The sequence below is a fragment of the Microcoleus sp. K5-D4 genome (assembly GCF_036704575.1).
Lineage (GTDB): Bacteria > Cyanobacteriota > Cyanobacteriia > Cyanobacteriales > Microcoleaceae > Microcoleus.
The window spans coordinates 1-24,205 of the sequence record NZ_JAUBSD010000048.1; the positions used below are offsets into that span (position 1 = coordinate 1).

At 47.0% G+C, this 24,205-nt stretch carries 26 protein-coding genes, 1 pseudogene and 1 riboswitch; of the genes and pseudogenes, 10 read left to right on the forward strand and 17 right to left on the reverse strand.

What is annotated here, in order from left to right; genetic code table 11:
* Positions 1-135, forward strand: a pseudogene (locus QUA77_RS16260) (photosystem II q(b) protein); the annotation flags it as partial.
* Positions 136-471: 336 nt separating this feature from the next.
* Here QUA77_RS16260 and QUA77_RS16265 read toward each other — a convergent pair.
* The 10 genes from QUA77_RS16265 to gltB form a co-directional block, all read right to left on the reverse strand.
* The gene (locus tag QUA77_RS16265; RefSeq protein WP_333451173.1) at positions 472-816 is read right to left on the reverse strand and encodes a XisI protein; all 345 of its coding nucleotides are present in this window, start codon (positions 814-816) and stop codon (positions 472-474) included.
* A 64-nt stretch (positions 817-880) separates the two neighbouring features.
* A complete protein-coding gene (locus tag QUA77_RS16270; protein WP_333451175.1) occupies positions 881-1,738 on the reverse strand; it encodes a hypothetical protein in 858 nt (285 codons plus the stop codon).
* Positions 1,739-1,766: 28 nt separating this feature from the next.
* Entirely contained in the window at positions 1,767-1,955 is a 189-nt protein-coding gene (locus QUA77_RS29330) for a type II toxin-antitoxin system RelN family antitoxin (RefSeq protein WP_445302083.1), read from the reverse strand.
* 64 nt (positions 1,956-2,019) lie between these two features.
* The gene (locus QUA77_RS16275; RefSeq protein ID WP_333451177.1) at positions 2,020-2,319 is read right to left on the reverse strand and encodes a type II toxin-antitoxin system RelE/ParE family toxin; all 300 of its coding nucleotides are present in this window, start codon (positions 2,317-2,319) and stop codon (positions 2,020-2,022) included.
* Positions 2,316-2,570, reverse strand: a complete 255-nt coding sequence (locus tag QUA77_RS16280) for a hypothetical protein (protein ID WP_333451179.1) — start codon at positions 2,568-2,570, stop codon at positions 2,316-2,318. Before QUA77_RS16280 ends, QUA77_RS16275 begins: the two co-directional genes overlap by 4 nt.
* Positions 2,571-2,714: 144 nt before the next feature.
* On the reverse strand, positions 2,715-2,963 hold the full coding sequence (locus QUA77_RS16285) for a DUF4926 domain-containing protein (protein ID WP_333451181.1): 249 nt from the start codon (positions 2,961-2,963) through the stop codon (positions 2,715-2,717).
* Positions 2,964-2,982: 19 nt separating this feature from the next.
* The gene (locus tag QUA77_RS16290; protein ID WP_333451183.1) at positions 2,983-3,315 is read right to left on the reverse strand and encodes a DUF6883 domain-containing protein; all 333 of its coding nucleotides are present in this window, start codon (positions 3,313-3,315) and stop codon (positions 2,983-2,985) included.
* 2 nt (positions 3,316-3,317) lie between these two features.
* Complete coding sequence (locus QUA77_RS16295) at positions 3,318-3,635, reverse strand: DUF433 domain-containing protein (RefSeq protein WP_333451185.1); 318 nt, start codon at positions 3,633-3,635, stop codon at positions 3,318-3,320.
* Between the two features lie 11 nt (positions 3,636-3,646).
* Positions 3,647-5,032 (reverse strand): GTPase, encoded by a 1,386-nt coding sequence (locus QUA77_RS16300; RefSeq protein WP_333451187.1) that lies wholly within the window; start codon positions 5,030-5,032, stop codon positions 3,647-3,649.
* A 95-nt stretch (positions 5,033-5,127) separates the two neighbouring features.
* Positions 5,128-9,714, reverse strand: a complete 4,587-nt coding sequence (gltB, locus tag QUA77_RS16305) for a glutamate synthase large subunit (protein ID WP_333451189.1) — start codon at positions 9,712-9,714, stop codon at positions 5,128-5,130.
* 418 nt (positions 9,715-10,132) lie between these two features.
* Between gltB and QUA77_RS16310 the strand changes: the two genes are divergently transcribed.
* The 4 genes from QUA77_RS16310 (at position 10,133) to QUA77_RS16325 (ending at position 12,187) form a co-directional block, all read left to right on the forward strand.
* Positions 10,133-10,393 (forward strand): hypothetical protein, encoded by a 261-nt coding sequence (locus tag QUA77_RS16310; RefSeq protein ID WP_333451191.1) that lies wholly within the window; start codon positions 10,133-10,135, stop codon positions 10,391-10,393.
* 324 nt (positions 10,394-10,717) lie between these two features.
* Positions 10,718-11,137, forward strand: a complete 420-nt coding sequence (locus QUA77_RS16315; protein ID WP_190693399.1) for a phosphomannose isomerase type II C-terminal cupin domain — start codon at positions 10,718-10,720, stop codon at positions 11,135-11,137.
* A gap of 139 nt (positions 11,138-11,276) precedes the next feature.
* Positions 11,277-11,606 (forward strand): iron-sulfur cluster assembly accessory protein, encoded by a 330-nt coding sequence (locus QUA77_RS16320; RefSeq protein ID WP_333041353.1) that lies wholly within the window; start codon positions 11,277-11,279, stop codon positions 11,604-11,606.
* An 8-nt stretch (positions 11,607-11,614) separates the two neighbouring features.
* Positions 11,615-12,187, forward strand: coding sequence for a Uma2 family endonuclease (locus QUA77_RS16325; protein WP_333451240.1), 573 nt, complete (start codon positions 11,615-11,617; stop codon positions 12,185-12,187).
* A 133-nt stretch (positions 12,188-12,320) separates the two neighbouring features.
* On the opposite strand, the gene QUA77_RS16330 is transcribed toward QUA77_RS16325, so the two are convergent.
* From QUA77_RS16330 to atzF, 7 genes are all read right to left on the reverse strand, one after another.
* Positions 12,321-13,307, reverse strand: coding sequence for a glycosyltransferase (locus QUA77_RS16330; RefSeq protein ID WP_333451193.1), 987 nt, complete (start codon positions 13,305-13,307; stop codon positions 12,321-12,323).
* Between the two features lie 368 nt (positions 13,308-13,675).
* A complete protein-coding gene (locus QUA77_RS16335; RefSeq protein ID WP_333041355.1) occupies positions 13,676-14,890 on the reverse strand; it encodes a response regulator in 1,215 nt (404 codons plus the stop codon).
* Positions 14,891-15,106: 216 nt separating this feature from the next.
* The gene (gene yidD / locus QUA77_RS16340) at positions 15,107-15,337 is read right to left on the reverse strand and encodes a membrane protein insertion efficiency factor YidD (protein ID WP_190655801.1); all 231 of its coding nucleotides are present in this window, start codon (positions 15,335-15,337) and stop codon (positions 15,107-15,109) included.
* A 5-nt stretch (positions 15,338-15,342) separates the two neighbouring features.
* Positions 15,343-15,471, reverse strand: coding sequence for a hypothetical protein (locus QUA77_RS16345; protein WP_333041357.1), 129 nt, complete (start codon positions 15,469-15,471; stop codon positions 15,343-15,345).
* 15 nt (positions 15,472-15,486) lie between these two features.
* Positions 15,487-16,428, reverse strand: coding sequence for a tRNA pseudouridine(55) synthase TruB (truB, locus tag QUA77_RS16350; RefSeq protein ID WP_333451196.1), 942 nt, complete (start codon positions 16,426-16,428; stop codon positions 15,487-15,489).
* Positions 16,429-16,662: 234 nt separating this feature from the next.
* Positions 16,663-17,409 carry a calcium-binding protein gene (locus tag QUA77_RS16355; protein WP_333041359.1) on the reverse strand — a complete coding sequence of 249 codons (747 nt, stop codon included), beginning with the start codon at positions 17,407-17,409 and terminating at the stop codon, positions 16,663-16,665.
* 40 nt (positions 17,410-17,449) lie between these two features.
* On the reverse strand, positions 17,450-19,264 hold the full coding sequence (gene atzF / locus QUA77_RS16360) for an allophanate hydrolase (protein ID WP_333451198.1): 1,815 nt from the start codon (positions 19,262-19,264) through the stop codon (positions 17,450-17,452).
* A gap of 543 nt (positions 19,265-19,807) precedes the next feature.
* A riboswitch (guanidine-I (ykkC/yxkD leader) is annotated at positions 19,808-19,962 on the forward strand.
* Positions 19,963-20,106: 144 nt separating this feature from the next.
* Between atzF and QUA77_RS16365 the strand changes: the two genes are divergently transcribed.
* The 5 genes from QUA77_RS16365 (at position 20,107) to QUA77_RS16385 (ending at position 24,128) form a co-directional block, all read left to right on the forward strand.
* Positions 20,107-21,174, forward strand: coding sequence for an ABC transporter substrate-binding protein (locus QUA77_RS16365; protein ID WP_333451200.1), 1,068 nt, complete (start codon positions 20,107-20,109; stop codon positions 21,172-21,174).
* Positions 21,175-21,280: 106 nt separating this feature from the next.
* A complete protein-coding gene (locus tag QUA77_RS16370) occupies positions 21,281-22,132 on the forward strand; it encodes an ABC transporter permease (protein WP_333451202.1) in 852 nt (283 codons plus the stop codon).
* 4 nt (positions 22,133-22,136) lie between these two features.
* On the forward strand, positions 22,137-22,286 hold the full coding sequence (locus QUA77_RS16375; RefSeq protein WP_333451204.1) for a hypothetical protein: 150 nt from the start codon (positions 22,137-22,139) through the stop codon (positions 22,284-22,286).
* Positions 22,287-22,325: 39 nt separating this feature from the next.
* Entirely contained in the window at positions 22,326-23,102 is a 777-nt protein-coding gene (locus QUA77_RS16380; protein ID WP_333451206.1) for an ABC transporter ATP-binding protein, read from the forward strand.
* Positions 23,103-23,396: 294 nt separating this feature from the next.
* Entirely contained in the window at positions 23,397-24,128 is a 732-nt protein-coding gene (locus tag QUA77_RS16385; protein WP_333451208.1) for an urea amidolyase associated protein UAAP1, read from the forward strand.
* The last annotated feature ends 77 nt before the right edge of the window (positions 24,129-24,205 follow it).

Here is a 24,205-nt window from a genome sequence, read left to right on the forward strand (position 1 = left end):
TGGGCTGATGTGATCAACCGCGCTAACTTGGGTATGGAAGTAATGCACGAGCGCAATGCTCACAACTTCCCGCTTGATTTGGCTGCTGGTGAAACAACTCCTGTAGCTTTGGTTGCTCCTTCTATCAATGGCTAAGTTTTAGTCTGAGATTACAAAAAGCGCTCCTAGAAATAGGGGCGCTTTTTGTTTGGGGAAAAAAGATTTTTACTGCGGGGATGGGAAGTATCGCAGCCGCTAAGGCAGTTAGGACGCTTGACCTAAGACATCTTCAATTACCAGAACGTAAACAATCAAACTGTTCCAGTTGTTGGCGGGTTCGATTCTTTAATCAAGACTTTTATTGGCTCAATCTTGTTTAGGTAGATGAGAATATGGTGGTAAGTACACTAATGTTTCAAAAAAAATTTTGTTCACTAAATAACCATCAATAGCTGTGCGATCGACCTTTTTAATTTTCCCATCCCTGAAGTGCTACGAAGCTACTGCAAAATCTGTGTACTGCCGCATCCCAGGCTCGTGAAATGCCAAAACAATATCTTCCTTGGGAACTCCAGCGCGCACCAAACCCGTTGCAATCCCATCTTCTGTCCAGTCTTCCTCAATCCAGAATTTGTGATCGCCAATCCGAACGTAAACAGTGATACCGATAATGCGATCGCCCTTTTGCCAGCCAAGATTCATCCAGATATAATGACCGTTGTGTTCGTCTGCAATCAAGAATGTCTCGATGTCTTGTTGAGAATCCCGATCACACAATTCTATATACTCGGTCAAGATACGCTTAATTAGTTTGGGATACTCAGTTAGTTTATCCATTGCACTATTTTCTCTACTATCGCTCGACCTTTTTTCCCATCGCACTGCGCGAATTGCGATCGCATCAAATCCCTGATTCAGTAAAAGCTAGGTTCAAATCATCAATCAACCCCAATTGTTGGGCCCACTCTGTTAAGTAACCCCGCTCCAAATTCTCAGATTGGACTTTCAGAATTCCCAAAACATCATTCCATTGTTTTTGAGACTGAGACTGTTGCCGCCAGAGCAGTTTTGCCAACACAATATCTTCAGGAGAAGCAACCCAAAATTGTTCTACACCAGCTTCGTCAAGCGCTTCTAATCGTCGTCTTGCCATTTTTGAGCGATCGAATTCAGTATTAGAATTCAGCACAAGATCAGCGTTCAATACTAAAGTCATGTGAGTGACGCTCAACACCATCCCTCTACCCTCTTGAATATCTTCTACCGAACCCGGAGGGCAGTAAAAACCAGCGGTTTCTAGTGCTTCAACTAATTGAAAAATATTGTCCCGGAGCAATTCAATTACTAAATCTAAATCGCGTGTTGTTCTCGGGTCGCCATAGACAGAAGCGGCAACGCCTCCTGTAATATAATAAGAGACACCTAATGTTTCAAAAATTGGGTGCAACAGTCTAGCAATTTCGCTGGGGTCTTGCGTCCACATAGAGGGCTCACTGGTGGGGGTTAAAATTGGCAACCACTTGCTACCTAATATCGATCGAGCAAATCGCTCTTTGTAGGTTGAGGGAGAAGCTTTTTTCATCCCGCGCAAGCTAACAGTTTTTGCCCAACGATTTAATTTTGCCCCCATTTGCCACCGTTGGGAATTGGTGAGTTGCCGCAGTAGGTAAAAATCAATTGCATCAGCTTCAGGAGTTTTATCATCCGACTGGGGACGGTATCCAGGTTTGATGGATATTTTCGGTAGGGGTTGAATCATTTTGCTTGTTGATTGCCCTAATTCTCTATCAATTCCACAGTTGGGACAAGGGGAGAGTTTGTCCGGTAATTGCCTCATGGAAGCCTTGCTGAAGCCCTTCGAGGACAGTTTCAGTGGGGTCATCATCCGGATCGATGTCAGTGTCTTCCGGTACTAAAACAATAATCCGAACGTGGCTGTGGCTTACAATAGCAAGGGGTCGATCGATACAAAGTATCCCTCAACCGTCAATTGTTCTGGTGGTTTCGATCGCTTTCATAATATCAGAAACTCGATACAGTTCACTCAGAGAATAAATCTTCTAAATCTCTGTAGCCGCTAACAACCCGCAGAACTTCAATTCCTGCTTCAATCGGACTGTAGAAAATGAGGTAATCATCGATCGGGAAACTCCGTACATTTTCCATTAACTCATCCCGATTGCGTCCCATACTCGGAAACTGCGAGAGAGTTTGACACTTATCGTTAATTCTGTCCAGAAAGCTTTCTGCTGCATCGAAACCGCTGCGATCGGCAATATAGTCCATAATGCTTTCTATGTCCCGGCTTGCCGGAACTGTAAATCTACAAATCCGATTCATATATCTGCTTGGGTGCGACGTTGTTGCAGCTTTAAGCGCAAACTCCGAAACATATCTTCAGCATCAATTACTTCACCCCGTCCGGCCGCCTCCATTCCCAGACGAATTTCTTGTTGCAGTTCTTTGAAGCGTCCTTTATAGATATGTTCCCATTTATCGGACTGCAAGAATTTGATGAAGGCTAAGACTTCTTGTTGCTGGTCTGGCGATAAGACCTTCACATTTTCCAAAATGGCTTGTTCGACGGTCATAATTATCCCTTTTTTTTGATTGCTATTTTACAATCTAGTAACAACATTATATCAAACGGGTGGCTTGACAGCAATTCAGGGGTGACTTCAATTAAATTAGCTTGGGATACTCAGTTAGTTTATCCATTGTACTATTTCCTCTACTTATGCAGCCAAACTATTAACCAGTCTAACTGTAGGTCTATCTGCACGGGTTGGCGATCGCAAATAACTTCCAGGTAGCGTCGCAACTGCTACAGTGTTTCCCAACAGATCGAAAAACTCAATGCTATAACCTGTTTCTAGTCCTTCAACGTGATGCTGTTCTACAACCGTACCGATATCGCCGGCATAAAGTCCTTCTTCAGGAAGGTTGCATAGCAAGATGACATCTGAATAAAGTTGATAGTTCATATTGTCCTCTGTTAACTTGTTAATCGGGAATCAAGGTAATCAAACGGGGAAAATCAGTCCCTTTATCTATTTGCCAAACCGTCCTGACAAGAAGTTGTCTGCCAACTGGTGTCGAAAGATAGGCGCTAATTTCATATCGCGTTCCGTACCCTGTGTCCTTAACGACATCAACATCTGTGGACAGGTGAGCATCACGAATATCCGTTTCTAATTGCTGCCAAGTTTCTTGAGAATATCCGCATTGAATTAACAGTTTTGCTTTAGTACCTCCTCGCTTGTGTTCTATATTAAGTAGATAGTCAGTCAACTTTGATGGCTCAATAATTGCGCGATCGCTATTGGGAATTTTCATAGCTAGCTGGTGCGATCACTGTATAGTTTTTGAGAAAGTAATGAGTTACTTTCCCTTGCTTGCTGCCTCAATGTTTCAAAAAGTTGTTCTCCCTCGACTAAATAAGCATCAATGGCTGTACGGTTAGCAAGGTAAAAGGTAATTGCTCCATACACTTCTTCTAGCGTCAGTGCAGGAAATGACTGGACGATGCTTTCAGGCGATCGTCCCGCAAGGAAAGCATAAATAATTGAATCCAGAGAAACTCGCTTTCCGACAATTCGGTAGCAACCTTCCCGTTCTTCAATGTACTGTTTTGTTGTTATAGCTACCGTGCTCATAGTTTGCGCGATTATTCAATTTCATTTTCAAGCTGGTCAAGGATTTTCTCACAATGTTTTATGATAGTGTTTTTATTAGCCCTAGCTAAGTTTATTTGAGAACCTAAATTTTGTATTTGAGAAACTTGCTTTTCAATCTGCTCACCCTCACTAGCTGTAAGATCTCTACCTCGTCCATAACTATTATTTGATAATCCCCATATAAGAGCAACTCCTTTAACTAAAAGAGTTCTCATTTGCTCTGCTTCAATGTTGATATTCACAGTATCCTGAGCCTCATAAAAAATAGCAAAGCTACCTATAACTGCCCTCACAGATGCTCCTATCTGCGCCCCTGTCATTGCTCCAGCTACAATACCTGTACCGCCCGTCAATACACCCACAACTCCTGCTCCAACAATAGCCATCAAAAAAGAACCAAAGCCTGCTCCAACTGCTGCCATTCCAGAACCAAAGCTTACCCGATTCATCAAGTTATGATCTGTCTTGAAGTCTAGACACAACTGCTCTTTTGGAGTAGTTGGGTTTTCTGCTGCTACCTTATATAGATAAGTAATAATATAAATGAATCTAGCAAAAGATTGGTCAATTTTTTCTACTATTTCTTCCTTGGCTATTTCCCGTTTATGCTCATTATTGCATTCTGCCTTTGGAATACTCAAAATGGGTTTTACCTGATACGGTTCAATAATAAAAACAGACAACAAATTACAAGCTTCTTTCCTGATTTCTGATTGTCTCTCCTTAAACCGTTTTAAACCTTCAGTAAAACGCAATTTTTCCTCGGCATCAAGTATATTTAAAATACTGTCATAAATTCCCTTGACTTTGACAGGATTATCCCAATGAGCATCAAACACAATCACATCATTAATTGAATGTTCTATAAACAGATTTTTCCATTGAGCGACTCGATTGTCAATAGATACCCTATCGCTTGCTGCAAGTTGCTTTTTATATTGATTAATAACAGCTACAACCTTGGGACATTTTTTCTTTACAATCGCAATTTCATCTTTGTAACTATCATCAGGCACAACACTTAGACTAGCTACATATAAAACTCTATCGCTGGATTCAATCGAAGCTAGGACCTCCAGATCGTAGACAATTTTTTCTTGCCAACTCTGTGGCATCTTGAACTCAGGATTTTCCTTCACTGAGTCTAGGTACATCATTAAATTAGAGGCATACTGAAATCCCGGAGTATCTATAAATGTTGCTTGCAGACCCTTAAAAAAGTAGGGTTGGCCTTTTTTTGTAACGTTGGCTGAATCTCCAACTTCTCCAATCTTACTTTTCATCAAAGTTCTAATGAGAGTAGTTTTTCCGGTGTTGTTATGACCAACAACAGCAATACTGATGTTTTGTGACGTGACATTTCTTTGTGCTGGCATGGGTAACTTATAGTTGATAGTTGGTAATCGATCGCTAGTGAGGAATAGGTAATTGGTTGTTAGTAACAGCCATTACCCATTCCTCATGTTCAACCCTAGCTGCCGCCAATTCGAGCGACATCGCGAGCGTTTTCTTCAAACGCAGCCGTCAGCGCATCATCACCGCTCAAACCCGATGCGATCGCCCTTTCAATAGCCTGCAACACCCGCTTATAATCCCTCGGCATCACCTTCACAAACACCGGCACCATCGAGTCCCAATTTGCCAGAACCTTCGATGCCTTCGCACTTCCAGTCAAATCAAAATGAGTCTGAATTAACTGCCGCAAATCGCTAATTTCCTCAACATCCTCCAATTTTTCCAAATCCACCATCGACATATTGCAGCGAGTAGCAAAATCGCCCGCTTCATCCAAAATGTAAGCAACACCGCCACTCATTCCCGCTGCAAAATTGCGCCCGGTTTCGCCCAAAACTACAACTTTGCCGCCAGTCATGTACTCGCAACCGTGATCGCCCACACCTTCAACTACCGCGTTAACGCCGGAGTTACGCACCCCAAAACGTTCGCCCGCCATCCCTCGGATGAAAACCTCGCCGGATGTCGCGCCGTAAAGCACTACGTTACCGACAATCACGTTTTCCTCCGCGACAAAGGTAGAATCTGGCGACGGATACAAGATAATCTTGCCGCCACTGAGCCCTTTGCCCAAATAGTCGTTAGCTTCGCCTTCGAGCTCCAGGGTGACACCCTTGGGCACGAATGCGCCAAAGCTTTGCCCAGCGCTGCCTTGGAAGTGCAGGTGTACCGTGTCATCCGGCAAACCTTCCCAGTTGCGTTTGGTGATTTCGTTGCCGAGAATTGTGCCGACAACGCGGTTGACATTGGTAATCGGCAGTTTGGCGTGTACTTTTTCGCCATTTTCGATCGCACCTTTGCACAAATCCAACAACACCGTCATGTCGATCGACTTTTCTAAACCGTGCTCCTGCGCCATCTGACAATAGCGGCCGACATCCGCCCCAACCTCCGGCTGATAAAGGATTTTCGAGAAATCCAAACCCTTAGCCTTCCAGTGTTCCACCGCTTGTTTCGCTTCCAAAACATCAGTCCGCCCCACCATTTCATTCAGCGTGCGGAAGCCCAACTGCGCCATAATTTCCCGGACTTCCTGCGCGACGAAGGTCATAAAGTTTACCGTGTGCTCTGGGTCGCCGGTAAAGTTTTTCCGCAGTAGCGGGTCTTGCGTTGCCACACCCACCGGGCAAGTGTTCAGGTGGCAAACGCGCATCATAATGCAGCCCAATGTCACCAGCGGCGCGGTCGCAAAACCGAATTCCTCAGCGCCAAGCAAGGCAGCAATTACTACATCGCGGCCGGTTTTCATTTGACCGTCAGTTTCTACGACAATCCGGCTGCGGAGATTGTTGAGTACCAAAGTTTGGTGAGTTTCAGCCAGTCCCAATTCCCAAGGTAATCCCGCGTGTTTGATCGAAGTTTGCGGCGAAGCGCCGGTTCCGCCGTCGTAGCCGGAAATCAACACGACATCGGCGTGGGCCTTAGCAACACCCGCCGCGATCGTCCCGACTCCAACTTCCGACACGAGTTTCACGCTAATCCGCGCTTCCCGGTTGGCATTTTTCAAGTCGTGAATCAATTCTGCCAAATCTTCGATCGAATAAATGTCGTGGTGAGGAGGAGGCGAAATTAATCCCACACCCGGAGTCGAGTTCCGCACCTTGGCAATCCACGGGTATACTTTTTTACCGGGCAATTGTCCGCCTTCACCGGGTTTCGCGCCTTGCGCCATCTTGATTTGCAGTTCCCGCGCTTGGGAAAGGTACAAGCTGGTAACGCCGAAACGCCCGGAAGCAACTTGTTTGATCGCGCTGTTTTTCGAGTCGCCGCGATCGTTCGTCCAAGTGTAGCGTTCCGGATCTTCGCCGCCTTCACCGGTGTTCGATTTGCCACCAATGCGGTTCATCGCTACTGCTAAAGATTCGTGGGCTTCTTTAGAAATCGAACCGTAACTCATCGCCCCAGTTTTAAAGCGTTTGAGAATTGATTCGATCGGCTCAACTTCCTCAATGGGTATCGATTCCCGCTGTTTGAATTGCAACAAACCGCGCAAGGTAAAATGCTGTTGGTTTTGTTCGTTTACCAGTCCAGAATACTGTTTGAAAAGCGTATAACTGCCCTCGCGCACCGACTTTTGCAGCGCGTGAATTGTCTGCGGACTAAACAAATGCGCCTCGCCTTCTTTCCGCCACTGATATTCGCCACCAACATCGAGAGTATGTCCGCTGGATGGGCGATCTGGGAATGCGTGATTGTGGCGCAAAATTGCTTCTTGGGCGATGACTTCGAGGTCTACACCTTCAATCCGCGAGGCTGTCCAAGCAAAGTATTTATCGACTACAGATTTGTTTAAGCCGATCGCCTCAAAAATCTGCGCGCCGCGATAACTTTGAATTGTCGAAATCCCAATTTTCGAGGCAACTTTCGTCACACCTTTAGTTGCGGCTTTGATGTAGTTTTTGCAAGCTGTTTTGTACTCGACATTTAGCAGCAATCCTTCGCGGATCGAATCGGCGATCGTCTCAAAGGCCAAATACGGATTAATCGCGCCGCAACCATATCCAATAAGTGTCGCAAAGTGATGCACTTCGCGCGGTTCGCCGGATTCGAGAACGAGTCCCGCCCGCGTGCGCGTACCTTTTCGGATCAAGTGGTGGTGCAGGCCCGCAACTGCCAGCAGCGCCGGAATTGGGGCTTTGTCTGGACTGATACCCCGATCGCTCAAAATGAGGATATTCACCCCGGATGCGATCGCGCTGTCTGCTGCTGCAAAAACCTCTTCTAAAGCCTGTTCTAAACCTTTCACACCGCTTTTGGGATCAAACAAAATCGGCACGGTGATGGACTTGAAATTACCCTCATTTACGTGTTGGAGCTTAGCTAATTCTTCATTGCTGAGAATTGGCGTTTTCAGTTCAATTAAATGACAGCTTTCCGGTTCCGGTTTGAGCAAATTGCGTTCAGCGCCGATCGTAGTTTCGGCAGAAGTTACAATTTCTTCGCGGATAGAATCGATCGGCGGATTGGTAACTTGAGCAAACAACTGCTGGAAGTATTCGTAAAGCAGTTTTGGCCGATTGGAAAGCACCGCCAGCGGCGTATCCGCACCCATCGCGCCGACAGCTTCCACGCCATCTTTCGCCATCGGCGCTAACAGCAACCGCAGTTCTTCAAAGGTGTAGCCAAAAGCCATTTGCCGCTGCAATAATGTTTCCGGGTGGGATTCTGGCAATGCCGGCGCATCTTTGAGTTTGGCGATTTCGACCATGTGCTGGTCGATCCACTGGCGGTACGGGTGTTCTGTGGCGATTTTGGTTTTAATTTCCTCGTCAGAGACGATGCGGCCTTCCTCGGTATTTACCAGGAACATCCGCCCCGGTTGCAAGCGGCCGTTGGATGCAATTCGTTCTGGGGCGATGGGCAAAACTCCTGCTTCCGATGCCATAATTACCAAGTCGTCTTTGGTAACGCAGTAGCGGGAAGGGCGCAAACCGTTGCGATCGAGCACGGCCCCGATCGAAGTACCATCGGTAAAGGCGATCGAAGCCGGGCCGTCCCAAGGTTCCATCAAGCAAGAATGGTATTCGTAGAAAGCTTTTTTCTCGTCACTCATGGACTCGTGGGCTGTCCAAGGTTCGGGAATCATCATCATTACAGCGTGCGGCAAAGAACGCCCGGCCAAATTCAGCAATTCCAAAGCATTGTCAAAAATCGTCGAGTCGCTGCCTTCGATATTGATTAAATTGGGGATTTTCTTTAAGTCATCGCCGAATAGTTCCGACTCGAACAGCGATTGCCGCGCGTGCATCCAGTTAATGTTGCCGCGCATCGTGTTAATTTCGCCGTTGTGAGCGATGTAGCGGTAAGGGTGCGATCGTTCCCAGCTCGGAAAAGTATTCGTGCTGAAGCGCGAGTGAACCAGGGCTAGAGCGCTTTCCATGTCGGGGTCGTGCAGTTCGGGATAGTAATCTCCCACTTGCACCGGCATTAACATACCCTTGTAGACGATCGTCCGGCAGGAGAGTGTGGAATTATACCAGTATGGGTCTGTGTTAGTCCTGCGGATGGCATTGTGAGCACGCTTGCGGATGACGTACAGTTTCCGCTCGAAAGCCGCCTCATCGATACCTGCGGCGCGCCGGAGGAACACTTGCTGCATGAAGGGTTCGCTAGATTTGGCGGTGTCGCCGAGGGACGAGTTGTCGGTGGGCACATCGCGCCAGCCCAGCACTTCCTGGCCTTCTTCTGCGGCGATTTCCTCAAAAATGCGTTTGCCGTTTTCGCGTTCAGTTTGATTGGGCGACGAGTAAATCGCGCCAACGCCGTACTCGCCGGCTTCGGGAAGTTCGATGTTTAGGGCCGCCGTTACTTTCTTGAGAAACTTGTGGGGCACCTGCATCAAAATCCCCGCCCCGTCTCCGGTGTTGGGTTCGCAGCCGCACGCGCCCCGGTGGTCGAGGTTCAATAGGATTGTCAGTGCCTGCTCGACAATTTCGTGGGATTTGTTACCCTTCATGTGTACGATGAATCCGACTCCGCAAGCGTCGTGCTCGAACTGCGGATCGTACAGACCTTGCTTTTGTGGCAGTCCGTTGCTGTTCATTTTGATGCTCCTGTCAAAGTGGCGAAAAGATGTTGATCTAGAGTAGAGGATGGGATGCCGATCGCTCTAGTATCATGTATTATATGTGGATCTACTCAATTGGGTAGATGTACCCAAAAATCAAAGCTTATTCGATCCGAGTAAAAAAAATAGTTAAAGCCGATAACTTAACTAGGGAACCCGGAGGTTAAAGATTTATGCTTAAAGACTCTTCGATTATGTGAATTATTAAACCGCAGAGGCCGCAGAGAGCGCAGAAGAAGAGAAGAGAGATGAGTAATTCCGATACTAACTCACATCTTGCACCCTTGTTAATAAGCTTTTCAAGGGCGGGCTTTCCGGCCCAGCGCACAAAATTTACTCTCTGTGGAACAGGCCGGAAAGCCTGTTCTTGAGAAATGAGTTTATAGCATTGTTAATGCGACTGTATCCTCAGCGTCTGGGTGACATTCTCCAGCAGCATTTGGCCTTCTCAACATTAATGAGTATTTCTGAAAAATTGCAAAAAGTCGATCAACTCAAAGCCTGGTTGGATAGCTTTCGGCTGCTTTCTCCCACCCTGATTGCAGAATTGAAAAAACTCTACGACATTCGCTTCACTTATCACTGCTTCACAGAACTTAGCCAAACTTATTCAAGTCTAACTATTCAACCAGGTTTCATCCCAGAGGGTCTCTAACCAGATGCTAGAAGTTTTGCAACAGCAGTCTCAAGAGCTGGATTAGGATTCACCTTTAATCAATATTCAAGAACCAGCGCCCTTTCTATGAAGATTTGATGTAGATTGGGGCGATCGAGCTAATAACAGGTGACAACAGCTATGTTGGTTTTGCTATGGTTGTTAAGGCAAGTCGATCGGGCTGAGCACAACTCTTGCAAAACTCTACAGTCGGCTAACCAGTCCCCGCAGGTGGGCTTCGGTTTTAACTATAGATTAGTTAATCTCAAAAAACAACGTCGTTTACCAAAGGATTCCGCAAGCAATCCTCAAGGAGTGAAAATCATGGTTCAGATTCAAGAAATTTCTCAAGTATCTACCCTGCACGCACCTGCAGCACCCAACGGAATAGCCGCTACAGAATTGCGGCCTTGGGGCTCCTTTACGACTTTAGAAGAAGGCCCAGGATATAAAATTAAGCGGATCGAAGTTAAGTCGGGACACCGCCTCAGCCTGCAAATGCACCACCACCGCAGCGAACACTGGATTGTGGTTTCTGGTACTGCAAAAGTTACTTGTGGCGAAACTGAACAAGTTCTGTTTACAAATCAGTCTACCTACGTTCCTCAGTGCACTTCTCATCGGCTGGAAAATCCGGGAGTTATCCCCCTGGTTTTAATTGAGGTGCAGAATGGCGAATATCTCGGAGAAGATGATATTATCCGCTTTCAAGACGATTATGCTCGTAATGAAAAGGCTAAGTAACTCAAGTTGCTAAAAATATAGCGGTAAGGTGCGCGGTTCGGCGCACTTTACATTCTCCGGATAAGTTACACGCCTAGGAACATTCTACATTTTCAAAACTCAACATTACTTCCCAATTACCAATTACCAATTACTCATAATGATTCATCTGAGCAAAACAGCAGCAACAGAAGTAACGCGCCTCAAGTCGAAGCATCCGAACCCCCATGCTTTATTTCGTCTGGGCGTGGAATCGAGCGGCTGCTCCGGTTTGTCTTATACAATGGCATTTGACGATGCGCCAGCCCCAGAAGACGCTGTATGCGAGTCGGAGGGAGTTCAAGTGGCGATCGACCCCCAGCACTTAAAATATCTCAATGAGCTCACCTTGGATTATTCAGAAGACTTGATGGGCGGAGGTTTCCGATTTCACAATCCCAATGCCGCCCAAAGCTGTAGCTGCGGCAACTCCTTTTCGGCTAAGGAATAATCAATATGATGACACTCAAAGACTTAGAAAAAGTCCAAAAAACCTTCAAAGAAGCCGGTCAAGACTACCAAGTTGAACTAGAAAGCGGGAAGATTATCATTGTGGGCCCGTCAGACATTGTATCTAGTGAAATTGGCATTCGCTTGAGTGCCTTTCTCTTCGTTTGGGTGAATCCCCGCCGTTTGGGTCGAGTTTTTGACTCCGCAGGCGGCTTTATTTTACCTGATGCTAACCTTACAGCACCTGATGTTTCTTTTGTCCGAGCCGCACGTCTCAGGCAAAGTCCCCGTTATTTTGGAGAATTAGTCCCAGACTTGGTAGTAGAAATTAAATCACAGAGCGATCGCATTAAACCGCTAGAAAAAAAGATTCATAATTTCCTAGAACTCGGAGCGCAAGTAGGAATTTTGATCGATCCAGATGAAGAAACTGTAACAGTTTATCGTCAGGAAGGTGAACCTGTAGTGTTAGGAAATCAGGAGATTTTGACAGTACCAGAACTTTTTCCAGGTTGGGAATTGCCAATTAATGAACTGTGGCCGCCAATTTTTACTGAAGCAGAAACTCAAACTGAAGCCTAAAGTTTATGCAGGTTTTACATGGCAAGAAATGCGAAAAGCCTCTCTTCTCTTCCTCTGCGTTCTCTGCGTTCTCTGCGGTTAAATCATTCCTATGCAACCGTAAACGATATGAGTGCAATCGAAAAGCTTTTAATCAAGCTGGCGTACCGAGAATAGTCCACTGCATTAACTGCTGCCACTCGGGAGATTGAGCTAATAAATCGGCATCGAATTCATTTCCCGCATCCTGCGAAAACTCGGCGAAAGCTTCCGCCCAATTAATTACTGTTTCTACAGGCAAATAAGGCGTATAATTCCAAGAACGCTGCAAAAACTCTACCATCTCAACAGAATGACCGGTGCGGTACAAATACCAAGCAATCCAAACTAAGGTACTGTACTTGATTTGCTTTTCCAACAAACGTATTTTATCCGGCAACTCGGGGCGGGCAAAAAAATTGTCCATGACTGCGGCGAGGGATTTAGCCTGGGGTAAACCTTTGTACATGGCGCTTTGTTCGTGCTGGCGGTAGCAAACAGTTACTTGCTGCAACCACTCTGCTTCGCATCCCATTAAGGCTAAACGCAGCACTAAATCTGTATCTTCCGCCGGGGGAAATCGAGGATCAAATCCGCCGGCGCGCTCTAACCACTGACGGCGAAATACCATCGCGCTGGGTAATACTGGTTTCCACCGCAGCCACATTTCTAAGTCTAATTTAGGGACATTTTGCCAGAGTTTGACATCTTTTAACGGTTCGCCTATACTATTAACTAGACGCCAGCCGCTGTGGACTATTCCTAGATGTGGTTTCGCTGCAAATACAGCCATTTGTGCTGCTAATTTGTCGGGTAAAAAGTAGTCGTCAGCATCGAGAAAGGCGATGAATTCTCCTCGCGATAGCTCGATGCCGTGATTTCGGGCAATCGAAACTCCTTGATTTTGTTGGTAAATGTAGCGAATTCGATCGCCATATTTCTCTAAAACTAACTTGGTATCGTCTCGGGAGCCGTCGTCTACGACAATAATTTCCCAGTTAGTATAGGTTTGGTGCAGAACGCTATCTACGGCTTGGCCGACGTAAGCAGCACAGTTGTAAGCCGGAATTACTACGCTCACCTGCGGGGTGCGATCGCTCATAATTAATATCAAGTTTTATGGATTATACCATTTTAGATTTTAGATTTTAGATTTTAGATTTTAGATTTTAGATTTTAGATTTTAGATTTTAGATTTTAGATTAAAAAACTGGAAAGGACTGATGAGCCTCTGGCTGGAAACTTGCCTACAGTTGCATTCTTTTTGTTAACAGGTTGGAACAGATATTAGAATCAATACCCGCTGAGCAGGTTTAGGGAAATCTTGGCTTTGAAATCAAGAAAAACCATGCAACCGCCCCTACAAAATTTATTGGTAAAATTCGGTGGCGTCTTTATTTTACAATACTTATCGGGTGCCCCGGAGGCTCACGCGCCCGATAAGTGACGCTTGATCAGCATAATTTGGGTTCAAGAATTTGCCAGGGTAAGTTGTCGTGAATGGAGTATATCTTGGGGGCGAATTGCTGAAGGGTGGCCATCGCCTTTTACCTTCAAATACTTGTCAACTATTTGCAAAACCTGTTCGGGATTGGCTGGCTTCCTCAAAAAATCGGAAGCACCTGTCAATTTCGCTCGCGTGCGGTCAATTATACTGTCTTGACTGGTCAAAAACACAATCGGAGTTTCGCGAAAAGCAGGTGTTTTTCGCAAAAAATTGCACAAAGCAAAGCCACTTGTCTTCGGCATCACCACGTCCATAAAAATTAAAGCAGGCTTTTGTTTGGCGAGGAGGCCCACTCCCTGCATGGGGTCTTGAATTTTTAGGACTCGATACCCCTCCGGCAATAAAATTTGTTCTAAAAATTCGCAAACTGTCGGACTGTCATCGATACAGGCAATCAAAGGGCGACCCGCCCCGGCCATCGCTGCGGCAAGGCGCCACTGTTCTATAGGCGACGGTAAGTCTGGTACTGTTCGGAAATTTACTAAACCCTGTTTGATGTAATTAACTAAAGCGCGAGTTGCCACTGTCACGCACTGCTTTTTCTTAAATGCAATATCCCAAAGAGTATTCTCGCCGTTGAATACGTTACCCAAAGCGATCAAAGAATTAGAGCTAAATCGATTTTGCTGCAACTGGGCTGATGCTTTTAAAAGTGGTGCTTGTTCTGGATCTACCAGCCACAAACCCATTGCTTTCCACTTCTGCCAAATTTCTTCTGTACAACACAGAATTTTCTCTACTTCTGTTAAAGACAGCAGCAAAGAAGAGGTAATTGTAGAAAAATATTTCTGGGACGGACGCCACTCCCGGCGCAAACCCGATTGACCGATCACAGCAAATAACACTTCGGAAAGGCTGGTGTGGACGATCGCCCTAGCTTGTTCCAGGCTCATTTCGCTGGCTGCTATCCCTCGCTGAAGCAGTTGATATTCCCACAGTTCTCCAGCATCGAGGTCTCTGAGATCCACTTGAAAGTTTCGACAGTGTTGCCCAATCGCCCTGTACCAGCGTCTCGCTCTGTGCGCTCCTCCCGTGGCATACACCAAACTACCCTGAAAAAAGTAAAGTTGCCACTGTTGTTCCCCTTGCTCTAACACCAGTTTCCCTGTTGCTTGTTTCTGGCTGAGTACAGCCAGAGTATGGGACAACATTTTGTATCCGATTGCGGTAGCAGACATATCAACTCGCATCCCCTGTACTCTGTTTGTACCATTATATAGCTGCTGAGTTTTGAAAGATAACAGTAATATTACTGAATTTGGGTTAAGAAACACCACTACTTGTGCGAATTTAACCCTCTTAGGGAGTGATTCCCCTCGGTAGTTTTAGCCATGAGGATGCAACGCCTATTTGCACTATTAACTAATAACTAAAATCCGGCTTCTAACTAATAACTAATTCCCCTCGCTATCTTTAGGAGGTACTGGATCGTAACCCCCTGGATGAAAAGGATGACAGCGCAAAATTCGCTTAACCGCCATCGAGCTGCCACGGGCCGGCCCAAATCTTTCTATTGCTTCGATCGCGTATTGCGAACAAGTTGGCTGAAATCTACAGGCGTTAGGCAGGTAAGGAGAAATCCCCATTTTGTAGCCTCGGATTAATCCGATCAGCAATATCTTCACAATTTTTACCTCAGCGATTGATTAGATTTATAGGCCAATCTCGTCCCGTACCGCTGTAAGCTAGGTGCATCGAGAGCATTCCCAGCGGTTAGAGTTCCGCCAACTTTTCCTGTACCAATTATACCTATTTTCATTTTTATTTTAGATACTTAAAGCACAATTTGAGGAGATAATATGGTACTTGTCTCTGAGTTCGCTACTTGACCGATACCTAAAAAATTACCGTCTCGATCGTAAACCTGCAAGGGATAGGGATGTTCGGGTATTGGGTTGTGGGGGGGATGGTTGCTACTTTCCTCCTCTGGCCCGATCGGCGTTTCGGGAATCGGGAGGCGCTGTCCTTGAAACCAGCGTTTGGTATATTCAGGGGAAAGGACGATCGCCCCTAAATGTCCCAAAACCGCCGATGGCAAAATCGGGCAGAATTTATTCTCCTGCAATTGCAGTTCCAATTGTTCAAAACTGAGACTTTCCTCGATCGAAAAACCGCTACTTTCGGTGCGAGTCAAACAAGCCAAAGTGCCGCCTGTATTCAACACCGCACCCAAATCCCGCGCGATCGCCCGAATGTAAGTACCCGCCCCGCAGGCGATCGACAAATCCAATTCAGGAAAATCCCCCGGTCGCCAATCCAATATTTCCAGCCGAAAAACCTCGACCTTCCTAGCAGTAACTTCCACAGTTTCGCCTTTTCTAGCTAACTCATAAAGGCGTTTTCCTCCCACCTGAACCGCACTAAAACTCGGTGGAAACTGCTCAATTTTTCCTATAAATTTTGGCAGTGCAGCTTGCACTTTTTCCAAACTCAACTCTGGCACCGGTCGAGAATGGATAATTTCTCCTTCTAAATCGTCAGTAGCAGTAGTTAAGCCAAATCGAATCGTGCCTCGGTAAGCTTTATTGTGTTGGAGATATTGTAGCAGTCTGGTTGCTTTGCCCAGGGCGATCGGCAAAACACCAGTCACAGCAGGATCGAGGGTTCCTCCGTGTCCGACTCGCTTGAGTTTCAATAGCCGGCGCACTCGCCCCACGCAGTCGTGAGATGTCATGCCCGCAGGTTTGTTGAGATTGAGAAAACCGTCAGTAGTCATTAGGAAGTTCGGCAACGAGCAATGTACGGGATGTAACGGATATAACGGATGTCAGGAAGAGGGAAGAAGGAAGCAGGAAAAAAGAAAATGAAAAGTTTTGAGATTGCTTCCCTTCGCATCGCGAAAGCTAACGTTATTCGCAACGGGAAAGCGGTTTTGAGTTAAAAAGTTCAACATTCAAAACTTAAAACTACAAAGTATCCGCCAACCCAATTCCCAATTCCCTATTACCCATTAAAGAATAAAGTCTGCCTGACTGATAGAAGCGCGGGCAACTCCGAATAAAGTAGCGAGAGTTTCCTTGGTGTTTGTAAGCTGAATAATTGTACTCGGGGAAGTTCCGGTCCCAGCGGAAATGGTGAGTTCGCCAAAGGTGAGGCCGGCAGTCAAGCGAATTTGATCCGTACCATCAGTAAAATCTGTAATCACATCCCCGTCTGCCAAACGCCCGATCGCAAAAGTATCGTTTCCGGCGCCGCCAGTTAAAGTATCTAGGCCGCGATCGCCCGATAAACAGTCATTGCCGATGCCACCAAACAGCGAGTCATCGCCGGCACCCCCAAAAAGCGAGTCATCGCCCGCGCCTCCCAACAAAGTATCGGTGTCTTGGTTGCCAAACAGCAAATCATTACCCTCGTCGCCCAGCATTGAGTCAGAACCTTTGCCGCCGTAGAAAGTATCGCCGCCGGCGCCGCCCAAAACGCTGTCGCGGCCGGCACCGCCGAAGAGCAAATCATTGCCAACGTCGCCCAGCAGTGAGTCATCGCCGTCGCCGCCGTAGAGGGAATCGTCTGCGCCTAAGCCCAAAATGCTGTCAGGGCCACCCAAACCAAATATCAAGTTACCGCCTGCAGTACCTCTGAGGGAGTCGGGGCCGCTGGTGCCGCGAGTGCCGCCAGGTGCCCCTCCGGGACTGGTACCGCCGCCGGTGGGGGTTGGGGTGGTGACGGGAATTGGTCGAATTGGCACTGATGATGGCATGATTCTGAAGATGGGTATAAATTTGCCATTCTAACTTAGCCTAAAACCGGAAGTTATAAGCTCGCCAACCGCCCAGCTCAGAAATATCGATCGCATCCGCCACAGCATAAGGTTCGCACAAAAAGCCCTGCACCGTGGAGCCGTCCTCCAACACCAGCGTACCAATTCCCAGCGGCGGGGGAATTTTAGCGACAAATCCGCCGAAAGCCGCGATCGACAACTCCCAAACTTCCACCTCGATCGCGCTACCGCCCTCTACCTGACGCACCAATCCCGGCTTGCCCAGAGCAGTACCCGTCAAAGCGTAGAGCTTGTAACTAGGGCTGGTACGGCAGGCGCGAACCAAAATGCCTCCCCCCTCGATTAGTTGATAATTCAGCGGCTCACCGCTCAAATGAGCGCCGACTACGGCTATTTTGACTCGTTCTTCTGAGGAAGATTTGGCGGCGATGGCGGGTTCCGGGAGGGTGGGCAGCGGCAGGTTGGTTGCGCCCATAGTTCCCCCCAAGCGATCGTGGAAAGCAGCTCCCAGGCTGCAGAGCGATAAATCGTGCCACGCAGGAGCCATCAGTGTCAATCCTGCTGGCAATCCGCTGCTTTGAAACCCGCTGGGAACTGCGATCGCACACAAATCGAGCAAATTCGCAAAGTTTGTGTAGCGCCCCAGATTGGTGTTGAGCGCGATCGGCTCGGCTGCAACTTCTGCGACAGTATAAATAGTGCCTGTCGTCGGCACCGCCAACACATCCATTGACTGCCACTGAATTTCTGCTTGCTGGCGGAGTTCGGCCAACCGGTACGACGCGCGGTAGGCAGAGACAGCATCGTAGCGTTTGCCACCGCTGATAATTTCGTAGACGATCGGATCGATCGCATCTGGGTGCGCGTCGAGGAAATCGCCGATCGCGGCCAACCTTTCTGCTACCCAAGGCCCGCCGTAGAGCAGTTCGGCAGCATCCGCAAAGGGTTTGAAGTCAATAGGTGCGATCGTGCAGCCCAAAGATTGCAAGCGCGCGATCGCATCTCGGTAGCGCTGTTCGGCTTCTGCATTCCCGAAAAATTCGAGTTCGCCGTCTCCGGGAACTCCCACTCGCAAGCGGGATAAATCCGGCAAAACTTTCGTTTCAGGGTGGCGAGAAAACGCATCCTCAGCGTCAAAACCGCTGGCTGCTTGCAGCACAGAGGCTGCATCCGCACAGGTGAGAGCGAACACAGAAACGCAATCGAGCGATCGCACTGCCGGCAGCAGGCCGCGAGTGCCGATCGAGCCGCAACTTGGCTTCAGCCCGACAATGTTGGTAAAAGCAGCGGGAACGCGCCCCGATCCTGCGGTATCGGTACCCAGAGCAAAACTCACCAATCCGGCCGAGACTGCTGCTGCGGAACCGGAACTCGATCCGCCCGGAATGTAGCGCGAATCGAAGGGATTGCGGCAAACTCCATAAGGCGTGCGGGTTCCCACTAATCCTGTGGCAAACTGATCCATGTTTGTTTTGCCGATTGCGATCGCACCTGCCGCGCACAAACGCTCTACAACTGCGGACGATCGCGCTGGAGTGCGAGCAAACTGCGGACATCCCGCCGTAGTGGGAACGCCCGCCCAATCGAGATTATCTTTGATCGCAAAAGGTATCCCGTAAAGCGGCAATTGTTCGCGATCTAGGTTTTCTAAAGCTTTAGCGCGTTCGAGGGTTTCCGCCAGCGGTGCTAAATAAATCCATACCGCCGGATCTGCATAGCGCTCGATCCGATCGTACACGCTGGCGATTACATCAGCAGGCGCGATCGAGCCAGTGCGGTAGCGATCAAGCAGCGAATGAATGTCCAGACTGTTGCTGTAGTTAAATTTTTCCATAGTGCACCGTCAGTCGATTTTAGATTTTAGATTTTAGATTTTAGATTGAACAATTGAGTTTACAGGCTTTGCTGGGGGATCATTCGATTTTAGATTTTAGATTTTAGATTTTAGATTGAAGAAATCACTTGAAAGGCTGTGCAAGGCGATCGTTATTACAAATAGGATGTTAGTTTACCGTATTGGCAATCGTACTCGTATCTAGTCTACGGGTCGAAGTATTTCTTGAGAAATATTCAACCCTGACCTTGCGGGTTTCGTCTTTGTGTGCAGCTAAACTTCCCGATTTCCCATCGCCCAATCTCATCGCCCGGTTTAATTTTCCAAAAAGTTTAATTAACAACTCCCAAAAAAACTGTTTTTTGTAACATCTTACACATTTTCGCATCAAGTTTGCTGTTACCGTTTGAAACGTAGCAATCTAGTAAGATTGCAAACTACAGTATGCTTACCTTCCAAAAAGCTAAGTGCATTGCTGTTACGGACAGTCTTGAATAACTCCTTGGGTTGCAAACAGGACTTATACAGACAAAAACCGAAAAATTTAACCGCTTCTAGGGTTCCGATTTGAATTAGTTTCTAACTCAGCTTAGAAAGTTCAAGTGCTGGTCCGAGAGAAGCAGACTGGTTGCCCCAATATTTTCTTAATTTGAGGGAAACACTAGCCAGTTACACGGCGGGATAAAAGCCCGGGAGAAACGCGATCGGTCAGCAAGACTCGGTTCGTTAGCTCTCGGGCTTTATCCTTGTATATCAGGGGGGTTTGCGGAAGCTAAGGAAGCCAAAGAAGGTGCAAAAGCTCGATCGACATATTCACCTCTAACCAGCCACCAGAATATGCTATGAATATCCGATATTGCTCCCCCAAAATAACGCGATCGCTCTTATCCTACTGCGCCCTATTTCTTATCACCTTGTTTTTCGCTGTCGGCTGCGTCAACCCGGCAATTTATATCAAAACCACCACAGAAAGCGAAGCAGCTTCTTCAGTAAGTGCTGATGCAGTTAGCCTCGGATTCAGCGCGTGGCCCGGCTGGTTTCCGTGGCAAATTGCCAAAGAACAAAAAATATTTGAAGCCAACAATGTTCCTGTAGACTTAAAATGGTTTGACGGCTACCTAGAATCGATCAGCACCCTCACAGCAGGACAGATAGATGCTAACAGCCAAACCCTCGGCGATACAGTAAACTCAATATCAGGCGGCGCCGACCAAGTAATTGTTTTAGTCAACGACAACTCGACGGGCAATGACAAAGTAATTGTCGCTGAAGGGATCAATTCGGTTGCCGATTTGAAAGGTAAAAAAGTGGCAGCAGAGGAAGGTACAGTCGATCACTTTTTATTGCTGTTAGGGCTGAGAAAAGCAGGTTTATCAGTGCAAGATATTCAATTTGTACCGCTGGAAACTGGCAAAGCTGCGGCGGCTTTCGTGGGAGGACAAGTCGATGCGGTGGCAGTATTTGCGCCGTTTACAACCCAGGCATTAAAACGCTCGAACAGCAAGGAACTGTTTAGTTCAAAAGATTTTCCGGGGGCGATTTCCGACCATTTGGTATTCACCCGAAAGTTTATCGGCGAACACCCCGATCGAGTGCAAGCCCTGGTCAATTCATGGTTTGCAACATTGGAATACATGAAATCAAATAAAGAAAAATCTTACGAGATTCTCGCCAACCGCGCCGGAGTTAGCGTTGAGGAATACAAAGAATATGAAAATGGCACTAAAATATTTACAGTTGAGGAAAATTTGAAAGCCTTTCAACCGGGAAATGACATGACTTCATTGCAGTTTGCGGCGGCAGAAATGACTAAATTCCTGGTCGATGTAAATTTAGCCAAAACCCAACCAGATATCAGTACATTATTTGACGATCGCTTTATCAAAGCTTATGCAGAAGGTAAAAGCTAGGAGGCCGAATTTACGATTTTGCAGACACAACAAAGTTTCAATCTTATTATTTATTTATACCAAAAAGCTACTAAAATTACTCGTTCAACTGTTCTGCAATTAAATCATGCCACCAAATCCCGATCCGCGATCCATCCAATCCCACCTCAAGCAAAAAAGCCTAAATCCCACCGTTTTCTGGCGGATTGCGGAAGAGATACCACAACCCCTCAATATTGGGTTAACGGTAACATCGATCGCACTGCCGCTGCTGCTGTGGTGGCTAGTAACAACCTTCGCCAACGTAGACCCCAAATTTTTGCCTTCCCCCGGCAAAGTTTTAGAGGCATTTGGTCGGCTGTGGAACACTCGCGAACTTTTAAAAGACACGGTAGCGAGTTTGTGGCGGGTGGGAGTGGGCTTTCTGTTCGCCTTGGTTTTTTCCATACCAATTGGCGTGCTGATGGGCAGTTTTCCCAGTATTCGCGCCTTGCTGGAACCCATGTTCGGCTTGATGCGATATATGCCCGCACCAGCGTTCATTCCTCTATTAATTCTCTACTTGGGAATAGGCGAAGAACCCAAAATAACGCTGATATTTATCGGCGTCTTTTTCTTCAATTCGCTGATGGTGATGGATACGGTCAAGTTTGTTCCCAAAGACTTGATAGAAGCTACTTATATGTTGGGTGGGAATCGCTGGGAAATCCTAACTCAAGTTATTTTTCCCCACGTTTTGCCGGGAATTCTTGATGCAAGCCGCATCAACCTGGCTGCGGCTTGGCAATTGGTAATCGTGTCGGAATTGATTGCAGCAACCGAAGGCTTAGGCCGCCGGATCAGCGTCGCCGGTCGATTTCTCCGAACCGATGAAATATTTGTGGGGCTGATTGTCATTGGGGCGATAGGACTGACTTTTGACTTGCTTTTTCAATATCTGCAGCGGGTTTCTTGTAAATGGTCAAGCCAGAAACAGTAAGCAGATGTTGAAGGAAGAAGGAAGTTCGGCAACGGATTATGTAACGGATGTAACGGATGGAAGGAAGATGGTAGAACGCAGCGCTATCAACCTAAGATTGAAAGACTCGATACCTATCGTTTTGATTGCTAAGCTTGATAAGCTTTGGGAATAAACAAATTCAGTTTTTACTTACAATACAGAGGATAAACTCATGTTTCTGCAAATCAACAACCTGCACAAAAATTTTGAAACGAAAAAGGGTAAATTAGTTGTCCTCAAGGACATCAATATGAGCATCAAGCAAGGCGAATTTATCTGCGCGGTAGGCGCATCAGGTTCGGGCAAATCTACTCTGTTGAGGCAGATTGCGGGATTGGACAAGCCGACAAAAGGGGAAGTGAAAATTGACGGCAAGGAAGTTGTTTCGCCTGGGCCGGATCGAGGTATGGTATTTCAGCATTACACTCTTTATCCTTGGATGAACGTGCAGGAAAATGCCGAGTTTGGCCTCAAACTTCAAGGCGTGTCCAAGAAAAAGCGGCGCGAACAAGCGAGCTATTATTTGAGTGTGGTAGGATTGACGCAGTTTGCTTCGTCGCTACCGAAGGAATTGTCGGGCGGGATGAAACAGCGGGTGGCGATCGCCCGCGCCCTGGCTTCTGAACCTAAAGTGTTATTAATGGATGAACCTTTCGGCGCATTGGATATCCACACTAAAGAATCGATGCACGAATTTATGCTCGATTTGTGGCGCCGCACTCAGATTACAATCTTTATGATTACCCACGATGTCGAAGAAGCGGTGTTTCTTTCCAATCGGATTTATGCTTTGGGTGCTCGTCCCGGTACAGTGAGAAAGGAAATGTCGATTAATTTGCCCGAGCGCACTCCCAGCGTTAAACGCCACGCCAAATTCCACGATTACCGCGACGAACTCATGGATTTGATGCGGAAACACGGACAAGAATCAGTTGCAATGGCTGCTTAAATAGAAATAGGTTTGTAGTTGCACTTTTTGCACCCGCGCCAACAGTACAACGGCCAACCTAAGTAAGTGGAAACTTAACATCTTGCACCCTTGTCAATTACCTATTTAGGAACGGGCAAGATGCCCGTTCCACAAAACTCAATTTTATTGTGGAACGGGCATCTTGCCCGTTCTTGAGAATGGTGCAAGATATCAGTGGAGATAAATATTACTTTGGGAGAGGGTGAGTTTTGCCACTACAAAATACTATTGTTTTGTTTCGCTGACCCCCCCCAAATACATCAAGAGGAACTTATGGTGCAACTATCATCGATCGATACAAACTCAGAAATCGATTCAAGCCTCGTATTAATGCAAGAAACCGTACCGGGCGGCGCGTACTGGTCGGGAGTCATCAAGCGTGGAAACACCCTGCGAATCACCGATTTAGAAGGATCTCGCGGCGTTTCCATGCTGTGCTACAACGCCGACAATGCGATCGAACGTTTCAACGCAGCAGACACCGCCAAAATTCAATTCAACGCCTTTCTCAAAAAAGGCATGGTAATCTACACAGACATGGGACGCATCCTATTTTCCATCACCCAAGACACCTCCGGCTGTCACGATTTGCTAGGAGGATGCAGCAACGCCGTTAGCAATGCCAAAAAATACGGCGAAGGAGACTGGAAAAACTCCCGCGATAACTTCCTCAAAGCCCTAACTCGCTGGGGATTGAGCAAAAAAGATATCATGCCCAACCTCAACTTATTTACTCGCATTGCCGTCAAACCAGACGGCACGATGGAGTTTCGCGAAGGCTGCGAAAAACCGGGGAGTTTTATCGATTTACGAGCAGAAATGAACGTATTGACTATTATCTCTAACTGCCCCCACATCCTGCATCCGAGTTCAATTTACGATCCAAAACCCATCCAAATTCAGATTGTGAAAACCCCCGCCCCCGCACCAGACGACTTGTGCCGCACCGCCAACCCGGAAGCCGTGCGCGGGTTCATCAACACCGATGCTTTGTTCCTGCAATAGAAAGCACTGCATTTAATCGCCTCCAATTCCTGCCATCATCTGCGTTTATCAGTGTTTATCTGCATAACATCTGCGGT

Bases quoted from the DNA above. Each gene is read 5' to 3' on its own strand.
- QUA77_RS16345 (WP_333041357.1), bottom strand. From the start codon at position 15,471: ATGAAAATAGGTATAATTGGTACAGGAAAAGTTGGCGGAACTCTAACC.
- QUA77_RS16300 (WP_333451187.1), bottom strand. From the start codon at position 5,032: ATGCCAGCACAAAGAAATGTCACGTCACAAAACATCAGTATTGCTGTT.
- QUA77_RS16335 (WP_333041355.1), bottom strand. From the start codon at position 14,890: ATGTCTGCTACCGCAATCGGATACAAAATGTTGTCCCATACTCTGGCT.
- QUA77_RS16285 (WP_333451181.1), bottom strand. From the start codon at position 2,963: ATGAACTATCAACTTTATTCAGATGTCATCTTGCTATGCAACCTTCCT.
- QUA77_RS16295 (WP_333451185.1), bottom strand. From the start codon at position 3,635: ATGAGCACGGTAGCTATAACAACAAAACAGTACATTGAAGAACGGGAA.
- QUA77_RS16275 (WP_333451177.1), bottom strand. From the start codon at position 2,319: ATGAATCGGATTTGTAGATTTACAGTTCCGGCAAGCCGGGACATAGAA.
- QUA77_RS16370 (WP_333451202.1), top strand. From the start codon at position 21,281: ATGCCACCAAATCCCGATCCGCGATCCATCCAATCCCACCTCAAGCAA.
- QUA77_RS16380 (WP_333451206.1), top strand. From the start codon at position 22,326: ATGTTTCTGCAAATCAACAACCTGCACAAAAATTTTGAAACGAAAAAG.
- truB (WP_333451196.1), bottom strand. From the start codon at position 16,428: ATGACTACTGACGGTTTTCTCAATCTCAACAAACCTGCGGGCATGACA.
- QUA77_RS16290 (WP_333451183.1), bottom strand. From the start codon at position 3,315: ATGAAAATTCCCAATAGCGATCGCGCAATTATTGAGCCATCAAAGTTG.
- QUA77_RS16320 (WP_333041353.1), top strand. From the start codon at position 11,277: ATGATTCATCTGAGCAAAACAGCAGCAACAGAAGTAACGCGCCTCAAG.
- gltB (WP_333451189.1), bottom strand. From the start codon at position 9,714: ATGAACAGCAACGGACTGCCACAAAAGCAAGGTCTGTACGATCCGCAG.
- QUA77_RS16375 (WP_333451204.1), top strand. From the start codon at position 22,137: ATGTTGAAGGAAGAAGGAAGTTCGGCAACGGATTATGTAACGGATGTA.
- QUA77_RS16265 (WP_333451173.1), bottom strand. From the start codon at position 816: ATGGATAAACTAACTGAGTATCCCAAACTAATTAAGCGTATCTTGACC.
- QUA77_RS16315 (WP_190693399.1), top strand. From the start codon at position 10,718: ATGGTTCAGATTCAAGAAATTTCTCAAGTATCTACCCTGCACGCACCT.
- QUA77_RS16270 (WP_333451175.1), bottom strand. From the start codon at position 1,738: ATGATTCAACCCCTACCGAAAATATCCATCAAACCTGGATACCGTCCC.
- QUA77_RS16310 (WP_333451191.1), top strand. From the start codon at position 10,133: ATGCGACTGTATCCTCAGCGTCTGGGTGACATTCTCCAGCAGCATTTG.
- QUA77_RS16280 (WP_333451179.1), bottom strand. From the start codon at position 2,570: ATGACCGTCGAACAAGCCATTTTGGAAAATGTGAAGGTCTTATCGCCA.
- QUA77_RS16330 (WP_333451193.1), bottom strand. From the start codon at position 13,307: ATGAGCGATCGCACCCCGCAGGTGAGCGTAGTAATTCCGGCTTACAAC.
- QUA77_RS16365 (WP_333451200.1), top strand. From the start codon at position 20,107: ATGAATATCCGATATTGCTCCCCCAAAATAACGCGATCGCTCTTATCC.
- QUA77_RS16325 (WP_333451240.1), top strand. From the start codon at position 11,615: ATGACACTCAAAGACTTAGAAAAAGTCCAAAAAACCTTCAAAGAAGCC.
- QUA77_RS16355 (WP_333041359.1), bottom strand. From the start codon at position 17,409: ATGCCATCATCAGTGCCAATTCGACCAATTCCCGTCACCACCCCAACC.
- atzF (WP_333451198.1), bottom strand. From the start codon at position 19,264: ATGGAAAAATTTAACTACAGCAACAGTCTGGACATTCATTCGCTGCTT.
- QUA77_RS16385 (WP_333451208.1), top strand. From the start codon at position 23,397: ATGGTGCAACTATCATCGATCGATACAAACTCAGAAATCGATTCAAGC.